The organism is Streptomyces sp. WAC05374 (assembly GCF_004353505.1).
GTDB lineage: Bacteria > Actinomycetota > Actinomycetes > Streptomycetales > Streptomycetaceae > Streptomyces.
Map to the genome: position 1 here is coordinate 555,408 of NZ_SMNQ01000002.1, position 22,591 is coordinate 577,998.

Annotated in this window: 22 protein-coding genes, 1 other RNA gene and 1 pseudogene; 11 read left to right on the forward strand and 13 right to left on the reverse strand. The window is 74.6% G+C overall.

Annotated elements, in window-relative coordinates:
• Positions 1-24 precede the first annotated feature (24 nt).
• A complete protein-coding gene (gene npdG, locus E2B92_RS07485; RefSeq protein WP_126883066.1) occupies positions 25-699 on the reverse strand; it encodes an NADPH-dependent F420 reductase in 675 nt (224 codons plus the stop codon).
• Between the two features lie 90 nt (positions 700-789).
• Between npdG and E2B92_RS07490 the strand changes: the two genes are divergently transcribed.
• Both E2B92_RS07490 and E2B92_RS07495 read left to right on the forward strand, forming a co-directional pair.
• Positions 790-1,404 carry a hypothetical protein gene (locus E2B92_RS07490; protein ID WP_126883065.1) on the forward strand — a complete coding sequence of 205 codons (615 nt, stop codon included), beginning with the start codon at positions 790-792 and terminating at the stop codon, positions 1,402-1,404.
• Between the two features lie 54 nt (positions 1,405-1,458).
• On the forward strand, positions 1,459-2,739 hold the full coding sequence (locus E2B92_RS07495; RefSeq protein WP_126883064.1) for an MFS transporter: 1,281 nt from the start codon (positions 1,459-1,461) through the stop codon (positions 2,737-2,739).
• A gap of 33 nt (positions 2,740-2,772) precedes the next feature.
• Here the strand turns inward: E2B92_RS07495 and E2B92_RS07500 are convergent, their stop codons facing one another.
• Positions 2,773-3,006: a hypothetical protein gene (locus E2B92_RS07500; RefSeq protein WP_126883063.1), complete on the reverse strand. Its 234-nt coding sequence runs from the start codon at positions 3,004-3,006 to the stop codon at positions 2,773-2,775.
• 57 nt (positions 3,007-3,063) lie between these two features.
• On the opposite strand from E2B92_RS07500, the gene map reads away from it, so the two are divergent.
• A complete protein-coding gene (gene map / locus E2B92_RS07505; RefSeq protein WP_126883062.1) occupies positions 3,064-3,921 on the forward strand; it encodes a type I methionyl aminopeptidase in 858 nt (285 codons plus the stop codon).
• A gap of 136 nt (positions 3,922-4,057) precedes the next feature.
• Positions 4,058-4,723: a biliverdin-producing heme oxygenase gene (locus E2B92_RS07510; protein ID WP_126883061.1), complete on the forward strand. Its 666-nt coding sequence runs from the start codon at positions 4,058-4,060 to the stop codon at positions 4,721-4,723.
• Here the strand turns inward: E2B92_RS07510 and E2B92_RS07515 are convergent.
• On the reverse strand, positions 4,713-5,363 hold the full coding sequence (locus E2B92_RS07515; protein ID WP_126883060.1) for a PhzF family phenazine biosynthesis protein: 651 nt from the start codon (positions 5,361-5,363) through the stop codon (positions 4,713-4,715). The two genes, E2B92_RS07510 and E2B92_RS07515, sit on opposite strands and share 11 nt — an antisense overlap.
• Positions 5,364-5,487: 124 nt before the next feature.
• Here E2B92_RS07515 and E2B92_RS07520 point away from each other — a divergent pair, with 124 nt between their 5' ends.
• Positions 5,488-6,483 (forward strand): hypothetical protein, encoded by a 996-nt coding sequence (locus E2B92_RS07520; RefSeq protein ID WP_126883059.1) that lies wholly within the window; start codon positions 5,488-5,490, stop codon positions 6,481-6,483.
• Between the two features lie 6 nt (positions 6,484-6,489).
• Here the strand turns inward: E2B92_RS07520 and E2B92_RS07525 are convergent, their stop codons facing one another.
• Both E2B92_RS07525 and E2B92_RS07530 read right to left on the reverse strand, forming a co-directional pair.
• Entirely contained in the window at positions 6,490-7,224 is a 735-nt protein-coding gene (locus tag E2B92_RS07525) for a bifunctional DNA primase/polymerase (RefSeq protein ID WP_126883058.1), read from the reverse strand.
• 194 nt (positions 7,225-7,418) lie between these two features.
• The gene (locus E2B92_RS07530) at positions 7,419-8,036 is read right to left on the reverse strand and encodes a TetR/AcrR family transcriptional regulator (RefSeq protein WP_126883057.1); all 618 of its coding nucleotides are present in this window, start codon (positions 8,034-8,036) and stop codon (positions 7,419-7,421) included.
• Positions 8,037-8,194: 158 nt separating this feature from the next.
• Here E2B92_RS07530 and ddaH point away from each other — a divergent pair.
• Positions 8,195-9,034: pseudogene (gene ddaH / locus E2B92_RS07535) on the forward strand (dimethylargininase); the annotation flags it as partial.
• Positions 9,035-9,082: 48 nt separating this feature from the next.
• On the opposite strand, the gene E2B92_RS07540 reads toward ddaH, so the two are convergent.
• Both E2B92_RS07540 and E2B92_RS07545 read right to left on the reverse strand, forming a co-directional pair.
• Positions 9,083-9,589, reverse strand: coding sequence for a hypothetical protein (locus tag E2B92_RS07540; protein ID WP_126883055.1), 507 nt, complete (start codon positions 9,587-9,589; stop codon positions 9,083-9,085).
• Between the two features lie 114 nt (positions 9,590-9,703).
• A complete protein-coding gene (locus E2B92_RS07545) occupies positions 9,704-10,693 on the reverse strand; it encodes a small ribosomal subunit Rsm22 family protein (RefSeq protein ID WP_126883054.1) in 990 nt (329 codons plus the stop codon).
• 147 nt (positions 10,694-10,840) lie between these two features.
• On the opposite strand from E2B92_RS07545, the gene E2B92_RS07550 reads away from it, so the two are divergent.
• A complete protein-coding gene (locus E2B92_RS07550) occupies positions 10,841-12,160 on the forward strand; it encodes a hypothetical protein (RefSeq protein WP_185923466.1) in 1,320 nt (439 codons plus the stop codon).
• On the opposite strand, the gene E2B92_RS07555 is transcribed toward E2B92_RS07550, so the two are convergent.
• Positions 12,142-13,614 (reverse strand): multidrug effflux MFS transporter, encoded by a 1,473-nt coding sequence (locus tag E2B92_RS07555; RefSeq protein WP_235023720.1) that lies wholly within the window; start codon positions 13,612-13,614, stop codon positions 12,142-12,144. The two genes, E2B92_RS07550 and E2B92_RS07555, sit on opposite strands and share 19 nt — an antisense overlap.
• Positions 13,615-13,694: 80 nt before the next feature.
• Here E2B92_RS07555 and E2B92_RS07560 point away from each other — a divergent pair, with 80 nt between their 5' ends.
• Entirely contained in the window at positions 13,695-14,702 is a 1,008-nt protein-coding gene (locus E2B92_RS07560) for a Gfo/Idh/MocA family protein (RefSeq protein ID WP_126883053.1), read from the forward strand.
• On the opposite strand, the gene E2B92_RS07565 is transcribed toward E2B92_RS07560, so the two are convergent.
• The gene (locus E2B92_RS07565) at positions 14,689-16,338 is read right to left on the reverse strand and encodes an alkaline phosphatase D family protein (RefSeq protein WP_126883052.1); all 1,650 of its coding nucleotides are present in this window, start codon (positions 16,336-16,338) and stop codon (positions 14,689-14,691) included. The genes E2B92_RS07560 and E2B92_RS07565 overlap by 14 nt on opposite strands.
• A gap of 122 nt (positions 16,339-16,460) precedes the next feature.
• Here E2B92_RS07565 and E2B92_RS07570 point away from each other — a divergent pair, with 122 nt between their 5' ends.
• On the forward strand, positions 16,461-17,213 hold the full coding sequence (locus tag E2B92_RS07570; RefSeq protein ID WP_126883051.1) for an SDR family oxidoreductase: 753 nt from the start codon (positions 16,461-16,463) through the stop codon (positions 17,211-17,213).
• Positions 17,214-17,249: 36 nt separating this feature from the next.
• Here E2B92_RS07570 and E2B92_RS07575 read toward each other — a convergent pair whose 3' ends face one another.
• Complete coding sequence (locus tag E2B92_RS07575) at positions 17,250-17,573, reverse strand: nuclear transport factor 2 family protein (protein WP_126883050.1); 324 nt, start codon at positions 17,571-17,573, stop codon at positions 17,250-17,252.
• 169 nt (positions 17,574-17,742) lie between these two features.
• Here E2B92_RS07575 and E2B92_RS07580 point away from each other — a divergent pair, with 169 nt between their 5' ends.
• Positions 17,743-18,126: a DUF1304 domain-containing protein gene (locus E2B92_RS07580; RefSeq protein WP_126883049.1), complete on the forward strand. Its 384-nt coding sequence runs from the start codon at positions 17,743-17,745 to the stop codon at positions 18,124-18,126.
• On the opposite strand, the gene E2B92_RS07585 is transcribed toward E2B92_RS07580, so the two are convergent.
• Positions 18,123-18,608: an SRPBCC family protein gene (locus tag E2B92_RS07585; RefSeq protein WP_126883048.1), complete on the reverse strand. Its 486-nt coding sequence runs from the start codon at positions 18,606-18,608 to the stop codon at positions 18,123-18,125. The two genes, E2B92_RS07580 and E2B92_RS07585, sit on opposite strands and share 4 nt — an antisense overlap.
• Positions 18,609-18,813: 205 nt before the next feature.
• On the opposite strand from E2B92_RS07585, the gene lanKC reads away from it, so the two are divergent.
• On the forward strand, positions 18,814-21,510 hold the full coding sequence (lanKC, locus tag E2B92_RS07590; RefSeq protein WP_126883047.1) for a class III lanthionine synthetase LanKC: 2,697 nt from the start codon (positions 18,814-18,816) through the stop codon (positions 21,508-21,510).
• On the opposite strand, the gene E2B92_RS07595 is transcribed toward lanKC, so the two are convergent.
• Both E2B92_RS07595 and rnpB read right to left on the reverse strand, forming a co-directional pair.
• Positions 21,479-22,090: a response regulator transcription factor gene (locus tag E2B92_RS07595; RefSeq protein ID WP_126883046.1), complete on the reverse strand. Its 612-nt coding sequence runs from the start codon at positions 22,088-22,090 to the stop codon at positions 21,479-21,481. The two genes, lanKC and E2B92_RS07595, sit on opposite strands and share 32 nt — an antisense overlap.
• 75 nt (positions 22,091-22,165) lie before the next feature.
• Positions 22,166-22,568, reverse strand: an RNA gene (gene rnpB, locus E2B92_RS07600) — RNase P RNA component class A.
• Between the last annotated feature and the right edge of the window lie 23 nt (positions 22,569-22,591).

Below are 22,591 nucleotides of genomic sequence, written 5' to 3' on the forward strand. Positions count from 1 at the left end.
GCCCGGCCCGCCGCCGGACGCCGGTCAGACGTCGGTGACGCGCAGCCCCGCGTGGGCCTTGTAGCGGCGGTTGACCGAGATCAGGTTCGCGACCAGCGCCTCGACCTGGTGGGCGCCCCGCAGCCGGCCGGCGAAGACGCCCCGCATGCCGGGGATGCGGGCGGCCAGGGCCTGGACGATGTCGGTGTCGGCGCGCTTCTCGCCCAGCACCATCACGTCCGTGTCGATCCGCTCGACCGACTCGTCCTGGAGCAGGACGGCCGACAGGTGGTGGAAGGCGGCCGTGACCCGCGACTCCGGCAGCAGGGCGGCGGCCTGCTCCGCGGCGCTGCCCTCCTCCGGCTTGATGGCGTAGGCGCCCTTCTTGTCGAAGCCGAGCGGGTTGACGCAGTCGACGACGAGCTTGCCGCGCAGCTCCTCGCGCAGCGCGGTGAGCGTCGCGGCGTGCCCGTCCCACGGCACGGCGATGATCACGACGTCGCTGCGCCGGGCGCACTCGGCGTTGTCGGCGCCCTCGACGCCCAGGCCCAGCTCGGCGGCCGCGGCCTCGGCGCGCTCGGCGGCCCGCGAGCCGATGATCACCTTCTGGCCGGCGCGGGCGAGGCGGAGGGCGAGGCCGCGGCCCTGGTCGCCGGTGCCGCCGAGGACACCGACGACGAGCCCGGAGACGTCGGGGAGGTCGTACGGATCAGTAGTCATGGTCCCGACACTACGCGGCACGTCCCCTTCCGGGTGACGCGGCGCCGAACGCCCGCGCGAGGGGCGTGCGGAGGGGCACGATACGGCGCCATGGATGCCGTACGTGTCGCACTGCTGCGTGAGGTCCTGGCCGGTACGGAGTGGCCTGCGGCGACCCGCCGGTTCGCCGCCGCGCTGCGGTCCTCGGTGGTGCCGCACGGCGGTGGGCTGCTGCTGGTGGGGACGGCCCGCCACGAGCCGTGGCACCTGGCGGCGCACCTGGTGGACGAGGCGGCCTGGTCGGGCCGGCCGGAGCTGGCGCCCACGCTGGTGCGGCACCGGGTGCGGCGGGGCGATCCGGCGCACCTGGCGGTGGGCCTCGGACGGCTGGAGGCGGCGGGCCGGGGGGCGACGCTGCTGGTGGTGGCGCCGGAGCGGCCGGAGGGCGGCCTGCTGGAGCGGGTACACGACGCGCGGCGGGCGGGCGCGACGGTGCTGTCGCTGGACGGCGGCGACCGGGAGGTGCGCGCCCTGGCGCACGAGGCGCTGTCGGTGACGGAGGGGGACGAGGTGGACCTCGACGTGGTCCAGCACCTGGTGAGCGCGGCGGCCGGGGAGAACATCCTGGCGGGCGCGTCGGCCGCGCGGCCGGGGCGCCGCCGGTTCCGGGACCGCCTGGCGCGGCTGGCGGACCGGGTGACCGCGCCCCCGCCGGCCCGCTGGTAGGGCGTTCGAAAACCGGTTGCCCGCGTTCGGGACGGGCACGGACCATGGGCGGTCGTGACCTCGAAGCCCTCCCCGCTCTCCGCCCTGCTGCCCGATCTGTCGCCCTGGCGTTCGTCACGGGACTTCCGCCTGCTGTGGGTGCAGGGCCTGGTCACCTACTTCGGCAGCTTCATGGCGATGGTCGCGCTGCCGTTGCAGATCAAGCACCTCACCGACTCCCCGCTCGCCGTCGGCGTGATGGGCGCCGTCGAGCTGGTGCCGCTGGTGGTGTGCGGCCTGTACGGGGGCGCGCTGGCCGACGCGGTCGACCGGCGGAAGGTCATCCTGGGCACCGAGGCGGCGCTCGGCCTGCTGGCCCTGGTCCTGCTGGTGAACGCGATGCTGCCGGAGCCGCTGCTGTGGCCGCTGTACGTCGTGGCCGCGGGCGTCTCGGCGCTGGCCGGGCTCCAGCGCCCGGCGCTGGACTCGCTGATGGCCCGCATCGTGCCGCATGACCAGCTCACGGCGGCCGCCGCGCTGAACGCCCTGCGCTGGCAGCTCGGCGCGATCGCGGGCCCGGCGCTGGCGGGTCTGGTCGTGGCGTACGCGGGTCACGCCACGGCGTACGGCACCACGGTGGCGTGCTTCGTGGTGTCCGTCCTGCTCTGCCTGCGCCTCTCCCCCGCCCCGGCCGCGCACGACGCGGAGAGGCCCTCGCTGCGGGCCATAGCGGAGGGCGCGCGTCATGCCTGGTCGCGGCCGGTGCTGCTCGGTACGTACGCGGTCGACCTGGCCGCGATGTTCTTCGCGTACCCGAACACGATCTTCCCGTTCCTCGCGGACGAGCTGGGCGCCCCGTGGTCCCTGGGGCTGATGTACGCGGCGGGGTCGGTCGGCTCGGTGCTGCTGAGCCTGACCAGCGGCTGGACGTCGCGGGTCCGGCGGCACGGCCTGCTGGTGGTGAGCGGCGCGGCCGGCTGGGGGCTGGCGGTGGCGGCGGCGGGCTGGTTCTCGAACGTGTGGCTGGTGCTGCTGTGCCTGGCCTTCGCGGGCGCGGGCGACATGCTCAGCGGCCTGGGCCGCTCCACGATCTGGAACCAGACCATCCCGGACGAGCTGAGGGGCCGCCTCGCGGGCATCGAGGTCCTGTCGTACAGCGTCGGCCCGCAGCTCGGCCAGGTCCGCGCGGGCGCGATGGCCGGCTGGACCGGTACCCGCCCCGCCGTCTGGAGCGGCGGCCTCGCCTGTCTGGCCTCGGTGGGCCTGCTGACGGCGGTGCTGCCGCGCCTGGTGACGTACGACGCGACGACGGACGAGGACGCCCTCCGCCGCCGCGCCGCCGCGGGCCGGTCCTGACACCCGGCCGCCCGGCCGGGCGGCGGCCGCCGTCTAGGGGGTGCCGCGGTCCTCGCCGCGCGGCGCGTCGTGCCACTTGGGGTCGGTCTCCCACTCGAGGTTGCGCTCCCGGGCGGTCTCCATGGCGTGGGACGCCTCCTCACGCGTCGCGTACGGGCCGAAGCGGTCCGCGGCGCGGCATTCCGGGCCCTCCTCGACCCTCTGGTGCTTCAGGCAGTAGTACCACTCGCCCGGCTTTCCTTCGGTGCGCCTCTTGAACAGGGGCATCTCGGCTCCTTCCTCTGTCGCAATGGTGCCCCGTGGGGCCTGGTTAGACTCGCTGGCATGTCTGGCCAGTCGCTGCTCGTCCCAGGGGAGCTCTCCCCCACCCGTTCCGTTCCCGGCTCCATCCGCCGCCCCGAGTACGTGGGCAAGCCGGCCCCGACGCCGTACACCGGCCCGGAGGTGCAGGATGCCGACACCATCGAGCGGATGCGCGTCGCGGGCCGCATCGCCGCGCAGGCGATGGAGGAGGCCGCCAAGCACATCGCTCCGGGCGTGACCACGGACGAGCTGGACCGGGTCGCGCACGAGTACATGTGCGACCACGGCGCCTACCCGTCGACGCTCGGCTACCGGGGTTTCCCGAAGTCCCTGTGCTCCTCGGTCAACGAGGTCATCTGCCACGGCATCCCCGACTCCACCGTCCTGCGCGACGGCGACATCGTGAACCTCGACGTGACGGCGTACATCCACGGCGTCCACGGCGACAACAACGCCACCTACCTGTGCGGTGACGTCGACGAGGAGTCGCGGCTGCTGGTCGAGCGGACCCGCGAGTCGCTCAACCGCGCCATCAAGGCGGTCAAGCCGGGCCGCCAGATCAACGTCATCGGCCGGGTCATCGAGTCGTACGCCAAGCGCTTCGGCTACGGGGTGGTGCGGGACTTCACCGGGCACGGCATCAACTCCTCGTTCCACTCGGGCCTGATCATCCCGCACTACGACTCCCCGCACGCCACCACGGTCATCCAGCCCGGCATGACGTTCACGATCGAGCCGATGCTCACGCTGGGGACGCACGAGTACGACATGTGGGACGACGGCTGGACGGTGGTGACGAAGGACCGCAGGCGGACGGCGCAGTTCGAGCACACCCTCGTCGTCACGGACACCGGCGCCGAGATCCTCACGTTGCCCTGACGCTCCGGGCGGGTACCGTTTTACCGACAGACCGTCGGGAACCCTGTTGACTTAGGTAAGCCTAAGCAGGAAGATCGGCGGTAGTGGCGGCCACGGCTGCCACCTCCCGTCCCCTCGGTTCCCCCGGAGGCCCGCCTTGGACGCAAGCGGCACCGCCACCCCGTTCTCGACGCTCATCCGCACCGCATCGCACCAGCAGCACACGGAGGCGGAGAACTCGACGTTCATGAGCGACCTGCTCGGCGGGCGGCTCGGTGTGGCGGCCTACGCCCGCTACACCGAGCAGCTCTGGTTCGTGTACCGGGCCCTGGAAGGGGCCGCCGACGCGCTGCGGGACGACCCGGTCGCGGGCCCGTTCATCCAGCCGGAGCTGTTCCGCACCGCCGAGCTGGAGCGGGACCTGGCCCACCTGCGCGGCCCGGGGTGGCGCGGCACGGCCACGCGGCTGCCCGCCACCGCCGCGTACGCCGCCCGGGTCGAGGAGTGCGCCCGGACCTGGCCCGCCGGGTACGTGGCGCACCACTACACGCGCTACCTGGGCGACCTGTCCGGCGGCCAGATCATCCGCGACAGGGCCGAGCGCACCTGGGGCCTCGCACACAAGGGCGACGGGGTGCGGTTCTACGTCTTCGAGCGGATCCCCAACCCGGCCGCGTTCAAGCGGGGTTACCGCGAGCTGCTGGACCGGGTGGACGCCGACGACCTGGAGAAGCAGCGGATCATCGACGAGTGCAGGCGCGCGTTCGCGTTCAACAGCGCGGTGTTCCGCGAGCTCGGCGAGGAGTTCCCGCTCAGCGCCTGATCTCCCGTACGCGCCCGCCCAGTTCGATCGTGCCGTCGGGGCCGGGAGCCGTGAGGAGCTGCGAGCCCCGGCCCTGCGTGATGTTCAGGGCCCGGCCCAGCCCGGCGGTGAGCAGCAGGGCGGCGGCGCCCGTCGCCTCGTCCTCGTCGATCCCGTCGCCGCGCCCGGGGAAGGCCCGCGCCCGCACCCGGCCGGCCGCCTCGTCCTCCCACGCCCAGGCGTACACCCACGCGCCGGGCGGGGGCACCTCCAGCGCGTCGACCTCGGCGGCCGAGGCGTACTGGCGCAGCGTCCGCTCCGGCGCCCACTCCGCGCGGGCGGTGATCCAGGTGAACTCGCCGTCCTGGCGCACCCACACCTCGCCCGCCGGCGGGTTCACCACCTCCAGGTCGAGCAGCCAGGCGGTGCCCACGAGGGGGTGCCCGGCGAACGGCAGGCGCACGCCGGGCGTGTAGATGTCGACGACGCCGCGCTCGGGGTCGTCGACGAACACCGTTTCGCTGAAGCCCAGTTGCTTGGCGAACGCCTGCCGGGACGCCTCGCCGGGGTGGAGCCGCCCGTCGCGCACCACACCGAGGAGGTTGCCGTGGCGGCCGTCGCCCCCGCAGAAGACGGCGAGCACGTCGTATGCACTGTTCACCCGGGCATTGAAGCACGCGGTGCGCGGCGCCCGAGGGGGGAAGCGGAGAGCCCGGCTCCCGGGCCGCCGCGGGCCCCGGTAGGGTTCGGACGGTCATATGGGGGTCGAGGAGCAGAGGCAACCGATGAGAAGGCGGGTCCCGGGGCGGGTGGCGGTGGCGCTCGCGGCGACGGCGGTGCTGGCGCTGACGGCGAGCGGGTGCGTGACGGTGCACGGCGAGCGGGAGGTCGTGCCGAACGCGACGGAGGACGAGGCCGCGCGGGCGCTGAAGGATTTCACCGAGGCGTACAACAAGGCGGACAAGGCCTATGACCCCGCCCTGGACGCGGGCCGGGTCACCGGCGCGCTCGGGGCCATCAATCAGGCCGGGCTGAAGGCCCGCAGCATCACGAGCCCCGGCGGCAACCCCGGCCACCGGCCGCTGGAGCTCACCGACGCCCGCTACGTCATACCGAAGAAGGCCGGCTGGCCGCGCTGGTTCGTCGCGGACACCGACTCCAACCGGGACGCCGACCGGGGCGCGGACGACACCCGCTGGGTGCTGGTCTTCGTCCGCAACGGCCCCGACCAGCTCTGGGAGGTCGCGTACCTCCAGATCCTCCCCGCCGGCGGGGTGCCGAAGTTCCGGACGGACCAGGACGGGTGGGCCGAGCCGGCCCAGCCGGACTCCACCGCCCTCGCGGTGGCGCCGAAGAACCTGAGCGAGGAGTACTCCACCTACCTCCAGACCGGCAAGCCGGCCCACTTCACGGCCGGGCCGCACACCTCGCTGTGGCGCGAGGAGCGGCAGCGGCTCGGCAAGCGGCCGGGCCTGGCCACCCAGTACGTGGACCAGCCGCTGGACACCGGTGACTACGCCCCGCTCGGGCTGACCACCGAGGACGGCGGCGCCCTGGTGTTCTTCGCGACGCGGTTCTACGACCGGCAGGTGGCGGCCAAGGGCTACCGGCCGAAGGTGAACGCGGACGTACGGGCGCTGATGACCGGCGAGGTCAAAAGCACCCTGACCAAGGAGTGGGTGTCCAGCCAGGCGGTGCTGGTGAAGCCGGCCGGTGCCGCGTCGGACCAGGTGACGGTGGTGAGCCGGCTCCAGGGCGTGACGTCGGCGACGGGTTCGTGACCCGGTTCAGCGGCTGAGCGGCCAGGCCACCGAGTGGTGGTCGTCGTGGTCGTACTGGTCGGCGTGGCGCGCGCACGCGTCGGTGAGCGTCTCCAGCAGGGTCAGCGGGTCCGGCAGCGGGTGCTCCGGGCCGCGCACCCACGCAACGCCCAGGTCACCGGGGAGCCGGGCGGGCGGCACCAGGACGTAGGAGCCGCGGCAGTGCCAGCGCAGTCCCGGGTGCTCGTCCATCGTCTCGGGGTGGCAGTCCAGCTCGCAGGGCCACCACTCGTCCTCGTCCTCGGGGGTGCCGCGGGTGGCGGTGAAGAACAGCATCCGGCCGTCCCCGGACTCGGCGACCGGGCCGACGTCGATCCCCTCGCCGAGCAGCCGCTCCAACGCGGCGCGACCGGCCTCCAGCGGAACGTCCAGGACGTCGTGGACCATGCCGGTCGCGGTGATGAAGTTGGCGTGCGGCTGGCCCTCGGCCCACCGCTCGATCTGGGCGCGGTCGGTGGTGGACTGGGTCTGCCAGGCGAAGGAGACGGGATGGCGGGCCGGCGTGGGGCAGCCGATGCGCTCGCACGAACATCGGTAGCCGACGGGGTACGCGGCGGGGGCGAGCGGCAGTCCCGCGGCGGCGGTGGCCCGGAGCAGGTCCTCGCGGCCCGGGGCCTCGGCGGCGGTCTTCCTCGGGCGCCGGCGCAGCCACTGCGCGAGTTTGTTCTCCGTGCCGCGGTAGCGGCCGATACCGTCGCCCATCTATCCCCTCACACCTCTGCCGAGCCCTGCGGTCCCTGCCATGGTCCCACCATCCGGCGTCTTCGGTGACCGGAGTCCGCAACCGGACAGGAGGGGAGGGCGGCGCACCGCCACCGAACAGGTCGGTTTGCGGGCGTTTGCGGTGTTCCGCACCCCGCCGGGGGCGGCCGGGCGTGAGCAGCCGCACGGCCGGGTCACCGGGGGGCGAGACCGTACAGGGCGTATTCGACGACGCTGTCCGCGTAGGCGTGGGTGAGCGGCCGGGTGCGCAGCAGCCAGCGGTGGGCCAGGGGGCCGACGAAGAGCTCCAGCGCGACGCGCGGGTCGATCCCGGGGCGGACCTGGCCGGCCTCGCGGGCGGCGTCCAGGCGCCTGACGTACAGCTCGAGCTGCGGCTCCAGCAGTTGCTCGACGAACCGGGCGCCCAGCTCGGGGTCGACCACGCCCTCGGCGGTGAGGGCCCGGGTGGGCGCGTCGTACTTGGGGTCGTTCATCTCGTCAACCGTGGCGCGCAGCACGTACTTGAGGTCGGCCTCGAGGTCGCCGCTGTCGGGGATCTCGCTGTTCCCGTCGCCGCCGAGGGCCTCGTTGGCCTGGACGCCGAGGTCGACGAAGGCCTCCAGGAGGACGGCCGCCTTGGAGGGCCACCAGCGGTAGATCGTCTGCTTGCCGACGCCCGCGCGGGCGGCGATGCCCTCGATGGTGGTCCTGGCGTAGCCGACCTCGCCGACGAGGGCGAGGGCGGCGTCGTAGATCGCCCGGCGGGAGCGTTCGCTGCGGCGCGTGGAGTCGGGTGCCCTGGTGTCAGCCATGTGCCCAATCTAGCAGCGGCACGAGGCGAGACGTTTCGTCTTGACGTTGGGGTGTCCGGTGTGCGGCACGTGGTCGGCGCCGGCGTGAACTCACCCGTACGGTCCACTGCGCGCGGGCTCCGCACGGCGCACCATGGCATCCACGCACACACCGTGCGCCTGCCGTCCGTGAGGAGCCTTCTTTGCCTCGTGACGCCACACCCCGCCGCTACCTGATGTGCCCACCCGCGCACTTCAAGGTGACCTACTCCATCAACCCCTGGATGGACCCGGCGAAACCGGTCGACCTGCCGCTCGCCCTCACCCAATGGGAAGACCTGCGCGACCGGTACGTGTCCCTCGGCCACACCGTCGAGCTGCTGGAACCCCGGACCGACCTGCCCGACATGGTGTTCGCCGCCAATGGCGCCACCGTCATCGACGGCCGGGTGCTCGGCGCCCGGTTCGCCTTCGCCGAGCGCGCCGCCGAGGCCGCGGTGCACCGCGAGTGGTTCCGGACGCACGGCTTCACCGACGTGCACGAACCCGACCACGTCAACGAGGGGGAGGGCGACTTCGCCGTCACCGCCTCGTACATCCTGGCCGGGCGGGGCTTCCGCTCCAGCCCCCTGTCGCACGACGAGGCACAGGAGTTCTTCGGGCGGCCGGTGATCGGCCTGGACCTGGTGGACCCCCGGTACTACCACCTCGACACGGCGCTGTGCGTCCTGGACGACGCCGCCGGCGAGATCATGTACTACCCCGGCGCGTTCTCCCCCGGCAGCCGGTCGGTGCTGCGCCGGCTGTTCCCGGACGCGCTGATCGCCGAGGAGGAGGACGCGGCGGCGCTCGGGCTGAACGCGGTGAGCGACGGCAGACACGTGCTGCTGCCGCAGGCCGCGGTGGGGCTGTTCCGGCCCCTGCGCGAGCGCGGGTTCGAGCCGGTCGGCATGGACCTGGGCGAGCTGCTCAAGGGCGGCGGCAGCGTGAAGTGCTGTACGCAGGAACTGCGCGAGTGACAGCGGCGGGGCCGGTCCCGGGCGGGACCGGCCCCGTGCGCGTCGGCGTCAGTCGTCCAGCTTGATCAGGAACCGGGCGCGGCCCTCGCCGAAGAAGGTGATCTCGGCCTGGCCCTCGGCGTCCGCGTACGCGCCGGTGCCGCCGGTCACGGCCGAGCGCCCGCCGTGCGGGTGGCGGCCGAAGCGGTCGATGGCGTCGCTCAGGCTGATGCTGCCGTGGTCGGTGCGCAGCACGCGGTGGCACAGCGCGACGTACCCGTGGCGGTTGCGGTCGGCGATGCTGCAGTGCGACGAGATGTCACCGATCTTCTTGCCGAGCCGGCCCTTCTTGTGGGTGTACAGGTGGCCGTGGCTGGTCCAGTCGGTGCCGACGCGCAGGTGCTCCGGCTTGCTGCTGTTCTGCCGGACCGCGAGCCAGTCGAGGACCTTCACGGAGTCCTTCGGGGCGGGCTTGGGCGCCGCCCCGGCGGTGGCCGTCAGGGCGGTGGTCGCGAGAACCACGGACACGGCGGTCAGCGCACAGGCGGTGAGCCGGCGTGAGCGGATGCGCGGCATGGGGCCTCCAGGGAGTGAGGGGAGCGCGAACGAGCCCACCTCAACTCCGGCGCGACTCCCCGGGCACTTGCCACGGGCACGAGGTCACCCGCGTGGTCGCGCGCTGTCACCCCGTCAGCGGGGCGGCCACTGGTCCCCCCAGGCGGCGTCGCGGGCCGCCTTGTAGAGGGTGCCGTGCCGCTTGGTCACCGTGTCGCGGCGCAGCCCGTCGGCCTCGGTGCACAGGTCCAGCAGGACCTGGCCCTTACGGATCTGCGGCTTGCGCGTCACCCGGGCCGGGGCGGGGACGACCGGGAACCGGGTCGCCACGACGTAGGAGAACTTCTCGTCCTCGTACGCCAGTGAGCCGCCCTTCACCTGGCGGTGGAGGGAGGAGCGGCTGACCCGGGCGGCGAAGTGGCACCAGTCGGTGCCCGGCTCGATCGGGCAGGCGCCGCTGTGGGGGCACGGCGCGGCGATCGTCATCCCGGCGGCGATCAGCAGGTCGCGGGCGGCGATGATCCGGGCGTAGCCGTCAGGGGTGCCCGGTTCGACGATCACGACCGCCCGGGCGGCCCGCGCGGCCTCGGTGACCAGGGCGGTGCGGTCCTGCTCGGTCAGCTCGTTGAGCACGTACGACACGGTGACGAGATCGGTGCTCTCGACGCGGAGCGCCGCACTGATGCGGGAGCGCCGCCAGGTGGCCCGCGCCAGCGCGTCGATCCCGGACGCGGCGGCCAGCTCGCGCCCCAGCGCCAGCGCCGGCTCGGCCCAGTCCAGCACGGTGGTGCGCGCCGTGGCGTCCCACGCCTCGGCCACCGCCCAGCTCGCCGCGCCCGTGCCGCCGCCGATGTCGGTGTGCGTCCCGGGCACCCACTCGGGCGCGGCCTCCCTGAGCGCGTCCAGCGCGGCCCGTACCGCCTCGAAGGTCGCGGGCATCCGGTACGCGGCGTAGGCGGCGACGTCGGAGCGGTCGCGCAGCACGGGCGCGTCGGTCGGGACGTGGCCCCGGTAGTGGGCGATGAGCCGGTCCACGGCCTGCGCCGCCTGTGTGGGCGGGAGCCCGTCCAGCAGCCCGGCGAGGGCGCCGCGCAGGGCTTGTGCGGTGGAGAGGGAGGCGTTCACCGATCCATGGTAGGCGGGCCCGCCGGGGCTCCCGGCACGCCCGCCGGCGGCCCCCGCCACGGGGAGGGTGAACTGCTCGGCGGAGTCGGGTGGTTGGGCGTTCGGCGGTTGCTACGCTGGCCGCCCGTCGATCCGGGTGGGGGGACCATGAGACGAGGGGTCGTGCGCCTGGCCCTGGTGGCCGGTGCGGCCGTCCTGGCCCTGCTGGTCCTGCTCACCACCTGCGCACCGGACGACGGGCGGCCCGCAACCGGGGCCGCGCGGTCCGCCCCTTCCGCGCGGGGTGCCGCCGCGCCCGTCACCCCGCTCACCGTCCCGGACGCGTACGACACCTCCCGGGGGTGGGAGATCACCGGCCCGTCCACGGAGTACGTCACCGCCCCGGCCACCGGGCTGATCGCCTACCTGGAGCGGGCCGGCACCACCCAGTACCGTCTGCGCACCCTCGACGCCCGGACCGGCCGCCACGGCTGGACGGGCGGCCCGTGGCGGCCGCTCGGCGGCCCCGGGGACGTTCCCGGCCTGCTGGCGGTGGCCAAGGCGGACCGCCAGTACTTCGTGACCTGGTCCTACGGCAGGGCCGGCGACGACCCGCTGACGGCCGCCGAGCGCTTCGTGTCCCTCGACGTGTACGACGCGGCCGCCGGCACCCGGCGGCGCGTGGAGGTGCCCTGGGCCGACGTGCCCGTCGTGACCGGCGCCGGCCGGGGCGTGCTGATCAGCGACGGCCGGGCCAGGAGCGCGGTCGTCGCCCCCGACACCGGCGAGGTGAGCGTGGTGCCGCCGCGGCGGCTCGCTCCCCCCGCGGGCTGCGCGGAGTGCCGGCGGCTGACCGCCGTGCGCGGGGTGACGGTCGGCGGCCTGCTGGTGAGCGGTGCGCGGGGCTTCTGGGTGCCGGGCGGCTGGTCCAGCTCCGACCGTGCGCCGGCCGGCGCGGACCCCGCGAGCGGGGTGCCCGCCTCGGTGACCTCCGGGCACGTCCTCGCCCGGTGGCGGGGGAAGAAGGGCGCGGCGCGGGCGGCCACGCACGACATCTGGGCGGTCCACGAGGCGCGCACCGGCAGGCCGCTGGTGAAGGCGGAGTGCCGCACCCCGGCGATCGAACCGGGCGAGTACCCGCGCGCGGTGGTGTCGCCGGGCGGCCGCTACCTGGTCTCCGGGAACCTCGCCTTCGACCTGGACGCCCGCAGGGGCCGCTGCTTCGAGGAGGCGGACGGCTCCGCGCCGCTCACGCTGGTCACGGTCACGGACGGCGGCGTCGCCTACGGCGCGAGCGGCGCCCGCGGTGCGGCGGACGCCCTGGCCGGCGGGGGCAGCCCGGTCGCGGTGGACCTGGCGACCGGGGTGCCCGAGGCGCTCGTACCGAGCGTGCGGCTGCCGGAGGCGGAGGTGGCCGGGGTGGGCGTCTTCCGCTGGACGGACGCGCGGAACCGCGTCCACCTGACCGGTTACGCGGTACGCGGCTGACGCGGCCGCCAGGGGCGGCACAGGCCCAGGAAGCAGCCGACGGCGGCCAGCCCGCACACGAGCTGGACCACGGCCATCGGCACGGCCGTCGCCTCGCCCGCGATGCCGACCAGCGGTGAGGCGATCGCGCCGACCAGGAACGAGGACGTCCCCAGCAGCGCGGAGGCGGAACCGGCGGCGTGCGGGGTGCGCATCAGCGCCTGGGCGTTGGTGTTGGGCAGCGCCAGGCCCATGGCCGACATCAGGACGAACAGCCCGGCGGCGACCGGCACGAGCCCCACCTCGCCGAAGACCCCGGCCGTCATCAGCAGCAGCGCGCCGGCCGCCAGGGTGATCACGGCGAGGCCGGTGCCCAGCACCTTGTCCATGCTGACCCGGCCCACCAGCAGCTTGCCGTTGATCTGGCCGACCGCCACGAGCCCGACCGAGTTGACGCCGAACAGCAGGCTGAAGGTCTGGGGCGAGGCCCCGTAGATCTCCTGGACCACGAACGGGCTGGCGCTGATGTAGGCGAACAGGGCGGCGAAGGCGAGCCCGCCCGCGAGCATGTAGCCGGAGAACACCCGGTCGGCGAGCAGCCCGCGCATCGTCCGCAGCGCCTCGCCGACCCCGCCGCCGTGCCGCCTCGCCGGCGGCAGCGTCTCACCGAGCCACCTCCACACGACGAGGGTGAGCAGGACGCCGACCAGGGTGAGGGCGGCGAACACCCCGCGCCAGTCCGTGACCCGCAGGATCTGGCCGCCGATGAGCGGGGCGACGATCGGGGCGACCCCGGAGATCAGCATGAGCGTGGAGAAGAACCGGGCCATCTCGACGCCGTCGTACAGGTCGCGCACCACGGCCCGGGCGATCACGATGCCGGCCGCGCCCGCGAGCCCCTGGAGGAGCCGGAACGCGATGAGCATCTCCGGGCCGGGGGCCAGGGCGCAGACGGCGGTGGCGGCGATGTAGACGAGCATGCCGGCGAGCAGCGGGCGGCGGCGCCCCCACTTGTCGCTCATCGGCCCGACGACCAACTGCCCGAGCGCCATGCCGGCGAGGCAGGCGGTGAGGGTGAGCTGGATGGTGGCGGCGGGCGCGTGCAGGGCCTGGGTGACCTCCGGCAGGGCGGGGAGGTACATGTCCATGGACAGCGGCGGCAGCGCGGTGAGCCCGCCGAGCACGAGCGTCACCAGCAGCCCGGCCCGCCGCGCGGCCACGGTCGCGGGGGCGGCAGCGGCACCCGGCGCGGCGGCCGGTGCACCGGGGCCGGTCGCGGCGGCGGTCGGTGTGCCGGGGTCGGTGCCGGTCGCGGCGGCGGTCGGTGTGCCGGGGTCGCTGCCGGTCGCGGTGACGGCCGGTGTGCCGGGGTCGGCGAGTGCCCCGGGGCCCGTGCCGGGCGGGGCGGCCCCGGCGGGCCCGGTCGCGTGGTCGTTCGGTATGTGTCCCGGCGTGCTCGCGCCGCTTTCCGGCATCTCATCTCCTGGTGTGGGGTCGGGCCCTATGCTCTCAGCCCGTCGGCAGTTGTTGAAACATCAAATGCGAGGGGCGGGGTATGGGCGGGACCGTGCGGTGGGGCGTGCTGGCGACCGGGGGCATGGCCGCGGCGTTCACGACCGACCTGATGCGGATGCCGGACGCCGAGGTGGTGGCCGTGGCGTCGCGAACGGCCGCGTCGGCGGAGGCGTTCGCCGGGCGGTTCGGGATACCGAGGGCGTACGGGAGCTGGGACGCGCTGGCCGCCGACGAGGACGTGGACGTCGTGTACGTGGCGACGCCGCACGCCGCGCACCGGGCGGCCGCCGGGCTGTGCCTGGAAGCGGGCAAGGCGGTGCTGTGCGAGAAGCCGTTCACCATGAACGCCCGGGAGGCGGAGGAGCTGGTGGCGCTCGCCCGGGAGCGCGGGCTGTTCCTGATGGAGGCCATGTGGATGTACTGCGGCCCCGTGATCCGCCGGCTGACCGAGCTCGTCGCGGGCGGGGCGGTCGGCGAGGTCCGGTCCGTCCACGCGGACTTCGGGCTGGTCGGGCCGGCCGACCCCGGTCACCGGCTGCGCGACCCGGCCGTCGGCGGCGGCGCGCTGCTGGACCTCGGGGTGTACCCGGTGTCGTTCGCGCACCTGCTGCTGGGCGAGCCCGACCGCGTGAGCGCGCACGCGCTGCTGTCGCCGGAGGGCGTCGACCTGAACACGGGGATGCTGCTGGGCTGGGACTCGGGCGCCACGGCGCTGCTGTCGTGCTCGATCGTGGCGGACACGCCGCTGACCGCGTCGGTGTCGGGGACGGAGGGCCGGATCGAGTTCTCCCACGGCTTCTACCGGCCGGAGGGGTTCACGCTGCACCGCCGGGGCCGGGAGCCGGAGGGGTTCACGGTGGCGGGGCGGCGCGACAGCCTCCAGCACGAGGCGGCGGAGGTGATGCGGTGCCTGCGGGCGGGCGAGACCGAGTCGCCGCTGGTGCCCCTGGACGGGACGCTGGCGGTGATGCGGACGCTCGACGCGGTGCGCGACCGCGTCGGCGTCCGCTATCCCGCCGACGCCGAGGGCGCCGTCACACGGGCTTGAGGCCCGGGTCGCCCGCCTCGGTCACGAAGGACGCGGCCGTGGTGACCGGTGCGCCGGGTGTCGTCACGGCCGGGACGGTCCGGAAGTCGGCCCGGGCGTGCTCGCCGGTCAGGGTGACCCTCAGGTAGCCGCGCCGCCCGTTGTAGAACCGCAGGTGCGGGTTGGCCCGGGTGAGGTTGTCCCAGTTGGCGGGCCGGTCGGCGCCGTCCTTGCCGCTCGCGATGGACGTGGCGACGAGCTCGGTGCCGACGGTGCGCGAGGCCGGGTCGTCGAAGTCGGCCTTCAGGTCGAAGGCGTACCCGACGTGCACGTCGCCGGTCAGGACGACGAGGTTCTCGATCCCGGCCGCCGCCGCACCGGCCAGGACGCGTCCGCGTGAGGCGGGGTAGCCGTCCCAGGCGTCCATGGACAGCTTGAAGTCGGGCGTGGGGACGTTGCGCCTCTGCGCGAAGGTGACCTGCTGCGGGACGACGTTCCACACCGCGCGGGAATCCCGCCAGCCGTCGAGCAGCCACCGTTCCTGCTCGGGGCCGGTCATGGTGCGCGAGGGGTCCTCGGACTCGGGTCCGGGCGTCTGCCAGCCGTCGCCGTACGCCTGGTCGGAGCGGTACTGACGGGTGTCGAGGATGTCGAACTGCGCGAGGCGCCCGAACCGCAGCCGCCGGTACAGCCGCATGTCGGGGCCGGTGGGCCGCTGGGGGGCGCGCAGCGGCTGGTTCTCCCAGTAGGCGCGGTACGCGGCGGCCCTGCGCAGCAGGAACTCCTCGGGCGGTACGTCGTTCTCGGGGGTCCCGCCCGCGTAGTTGTTCTCCGTCTCGTGGTCGTCCCAGGTGACGACGAAGGGGTGCGCGGCGTGCGCGGCCCTGAGGTCCGGGTCGGACTTGTACAGGCCGTAGCGCAGCCGGTAGTCCTCCAGGGTCACGGTCTCGCGGTTGAAGTGGGCGGGGAGCCTGCGGTCGGTGTAGGCGCGGGCTCCGCCGGTGGCGTTGACGGCGTACTCGTACAGGTAGTCGCCGAGGTGGAAAACGGCGTGGAGGTCCTCGGCGGCGAGGTGCCCGTACGCCGTGAAGTAGCCGTCGTGGTACGCCTGGCAGGAGGCGGCGGCCAGTCGCAGCTCGCCGGGCCGGGCGCCGGGGAGGGGCGCGGTGCGGGTGCGGCCGACCGGGCTGATCCAGCTTCCGGCGCGGAAGCGGTAGTGGTAGACGCGGTCCGCGCCGAGGCCGGGGACCTCGACGTGCACGCTGTGGTCGAGCTCGGGGTGGGCGGTGGCCTGTCCGCGTCTGACGACGCGGGTGAACCGGGCGTCGTGGGCGAGTTCCCACTGGACCCGGACGCGGGCCCGGGGCATGCCGCTGCCCGGCTCGTAGGGGCGGGGCGCGAGGCGCGTCCACAGCAGCACGGAGCCGGGCAGCGGGTCGCCCGAGGCCACGCCGAGCGTGAACGGGTCCTCGGTGATCCTCCGGGCGTCGGCCTCGGCGGCGTGGGCGGTGCCGGGCAGGTTCACCGAGAAGGCGAGCGCGGCCGCGGCCCCGGTGGCGGTGAGCACGCCGCGGCGGCTCAGGTGGCGGGCGGCGGCGCGGAGTTCGGGCGCGTGCCCGGCTTCCCGCCGGGCGCTGGGACGGTGTGCGGGCGTCATGGGCCCCTCCCCTGGTGGCGTGTGTCGGGGGCATCCCACCACCACCGGTTGTCGGGTACACAACATCCACATGGCGGCCATATGAGGTCCGCGTGCCGGACTCTCCCGTACGCTGCGGCCCCATGAGCGCTGTGCGGAGGATCGCGGTGGTGACGGGGGCCGGCTCGGGGATCGGCCGGAGCGTGGCCCTGGCGCTGGCCGAGGACGGCTGGGAGCTCGCCCTGGCGGGGCGCCGGGCGCGGCCGCTGGAGGAGACGGCGGCCCTCACTGGTACGGACGCCCTCTGCGTGCCCACCGACGTGACGGCGCCCGAGGCGGTGACGGCCCTGTTCGCGGCGGTCCGGGACCGGTTCGGCCGCGTGGACCTGCTGTTCAACAACGCGGGCACCTTCGCCGGGGGCGGCACTCCGGTCGAGGACCTGGATTACGAGACGTGGCGGGCGGTCGTCGACGTCAACCTGACGGGCGCTTTCCTGTGCGCGCAGGCGGCGTACCGCCACATGAAGGAGCAGTCGCCGCGGGGCGGCCGGATCATCAACAACGGCTCCATCTCGGCGCACGTGCCGAGGCCGCACTCGGTCGCGTACACGGCGACCAAGCACGCCATGACGGGCCTGACCAAGTCGCTCTCCCTGGACGGCCGCCCCTACCGCATCGCCTGCGGCCAGATCGACATCGGCAACGCGGCGACGGACATGACGCGGCGCATGGAGACCGGCATCCTCCAGGCGAACGGCGAGACGGCCGTCGAGCCGGTCATGGACGCGGCGGACGTGGCCCGGACGGTGGCCCACATGGCCGCCCTGCCGCTGGAGGCCAACGTCCAGTTCGCCACGGTGATGGCCACGGCGATGCCCTACATCGGCCGCGGCTGACCCCGCCCCGGCGCCGCGGGACGGGCCGGTCGGGCGCTACGCCTGGCCCGTCTCGAAGCGGCCGACCTTCCCGTCCTCGACGACGAACCGCCACGCCGTGCGCATCTCGCCCCAGGTGTCGTTGCGGTACCGGGCGACCAGGGCGAGGCCGTCGGCCTGCTGGGACTCCACGTCCATGTGCCCGTTGGCCGAGAAGATCTCGCGTTCGGCCCACTGCCGCAGGTCCCGGTCGGAGCCGTCGTCGGACATGGTGGCGCCGGGTGCGAGCGCGGCGTAGAACGCCCGCTGGTCACCTGCGTTGACCGCCGCGACGAAGGCGCGTACGGCCGGGTCGCTGAGCTGGTCCGCGGGGATGGTCACGGTGTCTCCTTGCGTACGGGTACGAGGCTGTCCCAGCCGTACCTCCCCGTACCCCGCTTCCCGTGGACCTTGCGCCACCCGTGGCGCGTCAGCGCGCCGTCCCGGCGGACGGGTGAACGGGCCGTGTCCCGGCCGCCGGTGGCCGTGCCCGGGGCGGACCATCGGCCGCATGAACGCCGTCAGCCAGGTCTTCGCCCTCATCGCCGCGGCGGTCCACGTCTTCGTATGGCCGCTGGAGAGCTTCCTCTACGGCCGTCCGTGGGTGCGTGTCTTCCTCACCGGGAGCACGGCGGACGCGCCCGAGGTCCGGCTGTGGCGGTTCAACGTCGGGTTCTACAACCTGTTCCTGGCGCTCGGGCTGGTCGCCGGGTTCGTCGCGCTGCGCCTGGGGCACGAGACCACCGGCCGCGCCCTGATCACGTACGTCTCGGCCTTCATGATCGGTGGCGGGATCATGCTCCTCGTCTCCGACCCCGGGCTGTGGCGCGGCTCCCTGGGGCAGGCGGGCCCGCCCCTCGTCGTCCTGCTCGCCGACCTCGCCGCGCGGGCCTAGGCGTCGCCCGGGCGCCGTTCGCACGCCGCCGCCACGTCCGCCAGGTCGCGCTCGACCGCCCTGGCCACTGCCCGGCGGCCGATGCCGCCCAGGAGCCTGGCGAGGAGGCCGCCGATGCCACCGCTCGGGGGGCGCGCGGAGAACGACGACCGCACCAGCGTCCGTCCCGGCGCGGTCTCGCGGACCGTGAACTCGGAGACGTAGTGCGTACCGCGCGAGTCGGCCTCCACGACGTAGCGGGAGGGGGCCTGGCAGGCGGTGACGTACAGCTCCTCGGTGGCCTCCTTCCCGAACATCCGGCGCGTCTCGCGCCACCGGGTGCCGGTCTGGAAGGGCCCTTCGGTGAGTACCTCCACCCGGGTGACGCCGCTCAGCGTGCCGGGCAGGCCGTGCAGGTCGGTGAGCGCCTCCCACACACGGTCGCGCGGGGCGGCGATGTGCCGTTCGGCGGTGACGGCGGTGACCTGTGGTGTGTGGTCCATGTCCGGATTGTCACCGAACCCGCGCGGTGGCGCGCGGACCGGGACCGTCCGCCCGGCGGCATGGGCGTTCCTCCCGCCCCGGGGGTCACTCGGACCATCGCACACGGGAGGAACAGTGGTGTTCCCGCGGTGGTGGGCTCTGCGATCCTCACTAGTGTCCCCGGGCGGATGCGGGCACGAGCCCGGGCCAGGAGCGGAGACCGACGTGGATACGCGTCACGAGGGTTACTGCCTGACAGACCCCTTCTTCTACGACACGCCCCACCGTGCCGACGGGACGGCCGGCCCCTTTCCGGGCGGCGGCCCCTTTCCGGGCGGCGGCCCCCTTCCGGACGGCGGCCTCCCCGGCGACACCGGCGGCGACTTCGCACAGGCCCGGTGGCCGGTGCCGGACACGTGGACGCGGTACGAGAGGGGCCCGTGGGTGGTCTGCCTGCCCGGCGGCGCCGAGCCGCCCGCGCAGGGGTGGCAGATCCACGTCTCGGCGTGCCCGGACAACGCGCGGGACGTCCTCGACGCGCTATGGGACCACTGCGTCCCCCGGCGCATCGCCTTCGCGTTCCTCCGCGGCACCGAGGCCCTGTTCGACGCCAACGGCAAGTACGCGCCGCGCGAGACGAGCGGCACGTTCGCGACGGTCCACCCGGTGGACGAGGCGGCGCTGGAGCGGGCGCTCACCGGCCTCGACCGCGTCCTGCGCGGCCGGCCCGGCCCGTACGTCCCGGGAACCCTGCGCTGGGCGTCCGGGCCGCTGTACGTCAGGTACGGCGGCTTCGCCCGGCGGTACTGCGCCTCGCCCGCGACGGGCGAGACGGTGCCGGCGATCGAGGACGGCGCCGGCCGGCTCGTACCGGACACGCGGGCGGAGCACTTCGAGGTCCCCGGCTGGGTGACGCTCCCCGCCTTCCTCGCGCCCCACGCCGCCGCCGAACGGGCCGGACGGGTCCCCGCCGGACTGCCCTACCGGACCGGGAGGGCGCTGCACCTGTCCAACGGCGGCGGCCTGTACGCCGGTCAGGACGTGCGCACCGGGGAGCGCGTCGTCCTGAAGGAGGCGTGGCCGTACGCGGGCCTCACTGCGGACGGGGCGGACGCGGTCACCAGGCTGCACCGCGAACGCGCGACCCTGGAGCGGCTGGCCGGCCTGGACTGCGTACCCGCGCTGCGCGACCACCTCGTCCTGGCGGACCGCCACGTCCTGGTGGAGGAGTTCGTCGACGGGCAGCCGCTCGCGGACGTGCTCCGCGAGCGGTACCCGCTGGCGGAGTCGGACGGCGACGACACGGCGGCCGTCGCCTACACCTCCTGGGCCGTCGACCTGGCCGGCCGCGTGGAGCGGGCGGTGGCCGCCGTGCACGCCCGGGGTGTGGTCCTCGGCGACGTCCACCCGTCCAACATCCTGGTCCGCCCCGACGGCCGGGTGGTGCTGATCGACTTCGAGGGCGCGGCGGACGCGGCGGAGGAGCGGCCGCAGTTGCTGGCCGCACCGGGGTTCGCGGCGCCGGAGGACCGCACCGGTCCCGGCGTCGACCACTACGCCCTGGCGTGCCTGCGCCTGCACATGTTCATGCCGCTGACCCCGCTGATCGGGCTGGACACGGCCAAGGCGGGGCACCTGGCGGCGGAGGCCCGCCGGGTGTTCCCGGTGCCCGCCGCCTTCCTGGAGCGGGCCGTGCGCGTCATCACGGGCGACGGCGGTGGTACGGCGGTGACGGCGAGCGGGCCACTCACGCGGCCCGGCCCCGGCGGCTGGCCGCGCATCAGGGAGTCGCTGGCCGCCGCCGTCACGGACGCCGCCACCCCGGAGCGTGACGACCGGCTCTTCCCGGGCGACATCGAGCAGTTCCGGGCGCCGGGCGGGGGCCTGGGCATCGCGTACGGCGCCGCCGGTGTGCTGTACGCGCTGGACGTGACCGGCGCCGGGCACCGCCCGGAGCACGAGGAGTGGCTGGTGCGCCACGCGCTCGGCGCGGAGCCCGGGACCCGGCCCGGCTTCTACGACGGTCTGCACGGGGTCGCCTACGTGCTCGACCGCCTCGGTCACCGCGACGAGGCCCTGCGGGTGCTCGCCCGGTGCACCGGCGAGGACCGGTGGCGGGACCTGGGCCTCGGGCTGCACGGCGGGCTGGCGGGCATCGGCCTGAACCTCCGGCACTTCGCGGCCGTCACCGGCGACGCCGCGTTCCACGACGCCGCCATGGGCGTCGCGCGGGAGGTGGCCGCCCGGCTCGGCCCGGCCGGCGGCGTGCCGGCGACCAGCGGCGGCGGGCACCCGTACGCCGGGCTGATGCACGGCTCCTCGGGGCCCGCGCTGCTGTTCGTCCACCTGTACGAGCACACCGGCGACCCGGCCTTCCTCGACCTGGCCGCCACCGCCCTCGACCAGGACCTGCGCCGCTGCGTCGTGCGCAGGAACGGCGGGCTGCACGTCAACGAGGGCTGGCGGACCGTGCCGTACCTCGCCGAGGGCAGCGCGGGCATCGGACTCGTCCTGGACGACTACCTCGCGCACCGTGCGGAGGACCGGTTCGTCACGGCGGCCGCCGAGATACGCCGGGCGGCGTCGGCGCAGTTCTCCGCCGAGTCGGGGCTCTTCCGGGGCACGGCCGGCATGATCCTCCACCTCGGCCGCGCCCACCCACCCGGCACGGCCGCCGAGCGGGACCCCGAGGTGGCCGGGCATGTGCGCCACCTGTCGCGGCAGGCCCTGACCCACCGCGGCCACCTGGTCTTCCCCGGCGAGCGGCTCCTGCGGCTCTCGCTGGACCTGGCCACCGGCAACGCCGGCGTGCTGCTCGCCCTGGGCGCCGCCTTCCACGACGCCCCCGTGCACCTGCCGTTCCTGGCCCGGCCCGCGGCGCCGTCCGCCGTCACACCCAGCCGGACTCCCGGGCGATCCTGATCGCGTCGATCCGGTTGCGCGCCTGGGCCTTCCTCGTGACCGCCGCCAGATGGTTGCGGACCGTGGCCACGGACAGGGACAGCCGCTCGGCGATCTCCCCCGTGGGCATGCCGTCGGCGGTCATGCGCAGCACCTCCACCTCGCGCGGGGTCAGCGGGTTGTCGCCCGCGTCGAGTGCGGCCAGCGCGAACTCGGGGTCGATGAACCGCTGCCCCCTGACCAGCTTGCGGACGCCGTGGACCAGGCGGTCGGCGGGGGCGTTCATGCTGAGGACCCCGGCGGCGCGCACGTCGAGCATGCGGCGCAGGCGTTCGGGGCTGGGCGAGGCCATCATCAGCAGCATCCGGCAGTCCGGCAGCCGCGCCGCCAGGCCGCCCCCGGCGGCGAACTCCTCGCCCTCCTCGCAGTCGACGTCGATCACCGCCACGTCGGGCCGGCACAGCATCGCCCGCGCGAGCAGGTCACCGTTCGCCCCGGCCGCCGCCTCGGCGACGACGTCGATGTCCTCCTCCCGCGCGAGGAGAGCGGCGAGCGCTCCCCGCACCAGGCGGGTCTTCCCTACGAGAAGCACGCGGATCACGGTCGCTCCCTGCGCCCCCGGGTGACACCTGGGCCCCCACGCGATTATCTCAAGCGGGTGCGAGGTGGGGCGAGGCAGACGAGTCGGGCTGTACGCCGGGTTCTGTACCCCGGGACCTCGCGGTCGTCGGGGTGACGGCCATCCATCTAGGACCGGCGTTGCCGCCGGCCTCGTGCGGTCTACCCGCGGACTCGGGCGGGCAGCCCTCATGCGTCCGCGCAGGAGCACCGGGGTGCTCCCTCTTGACCTTGCTCCGGGTGGGGTTTACCTAGCTGCCCAGGTCACCCTGGGCACTGGTGGTCTCTTACACCACCGTTTCACCCTTACCGAGGACCGAGGTCCCCGGCGGTCTGTTTTCTGTGGCACTGTCCCGCGGGTCACCCCGGGTGGCCGTTAGCCACCACCCTGCCCTGTGGAGCCCGGACGTTCCTCGGGAAGATCCCCGAAGGTCTCTCCACGCGGCCGTCCGCCCGGCTCGTCTGCCGTGCCGACCATGCTACC

Bases quoted from the DNA above. Each gene is read 5' to 3' on its own strand.
- npdG (WP_126883066.1), bottom strand. From the start codon at position 699: ATGACTACTGATCCGTACGACCTCCCCGACGTCTCCGGGCTCGTCGTC.
- E2B92_RS07490 (WP_126883065.1), top strand. From the start codon at position 790: ATGGATGCCGTACGTGTCGCACTGCTGCGTGAGGTCCTGGCCGGTACG.
- E2B92_RS07500 (WP_126883063.1), bottom strand. From the start codon at position 3,006: ATGCCCCTGTTCAAGAGGCGCACCGAAGGAAAGCCGGGCGAGTGGTAC.
- map (WP_126883062.1), top strand. From the start codon at position 3,064: ATGTCTGGCCAGTCGCTGCTCGTCCCAGGGGAGCTCTCCCCCACCCGT.
- E2B92_RS07520 (WP_126883059.1), top strand. From the start codon at position 5,488: ATGAGAAGGCGGGTCCCGGGGCGGGTGGCGGTGGCGCTCGCGGCGACG.
- E2B92_RS07525 (WP_126883058.1), bottom strand. From the start codon at position 7,224: ATGGGCGACGGTATCGGCCGCTACCGCGGCACGGAGAACAAACTCGCG.
- E2B92_RS07530 (WP_126883057.1), bottom strand. From the start codon at position 8,036: ATGGCTGACACCAGGGCACCCGACTCCACGCGCCGCAGCGAACGCTCC.
- E2B92_RS07540 (WP_126883055.1), bottom strand. From the start codon at position 9,589: ATGCCGCGCATCCGCTCACGCCGGCTCACCGCCTGTGCGCTGACCGCC.
- E2B92_RS07550 (WP_185923466.1), top strand. From the start codon at position 10,841: ATGAGACGAGGGGTCGTGCGCCTGGCCCTGGTGGCCGGTGCGGCCGTC.
- E2B92_RS07555 (WP_235023720.1), bottom strand. From the start codon at position 13,614: ATGCCGGAAAGCGGCGCGAGCACGCCGGGACACATACCGAACGACCAC.
- E2B92_RS07560 (WP_126883053.1), top strand. From the start codon at position 13,695: ATGGGCGGGACCGTGCGGTGGGGCGTGCTGGCGACCGGGGGCATGGCC.
- E2B92_RS07565 (WP_126883052.1), bottom strand. From the start codon at position 16,338: ATGACGCCCGCACACCGTCCCAGCGCCCGGCGGGAAGCCGGGCACGCG.
- E2B92_RS07570 (WP_126883051.1), top strand. From the start codon at position 16,461: ATGAGCGCTGTGCGGAGGATCGCGGTGGTGACGGGGGCCGGCTCGGGG.
- E2B92_RS07580 (WP_126883049.1), top strand. From the start codon at position 17,743: ATGAACGCCGTCAGCCAGGTCTTCGCCCTCATCGCCGCGGCGGTCCAC.
- E2B92_RS07585 (WP_126883048.1), bottom strand. From the start codon at position 18,608: ATGGACCACACACCACAGGTCACCGCCGTCACCGCCGAACGGCACATC.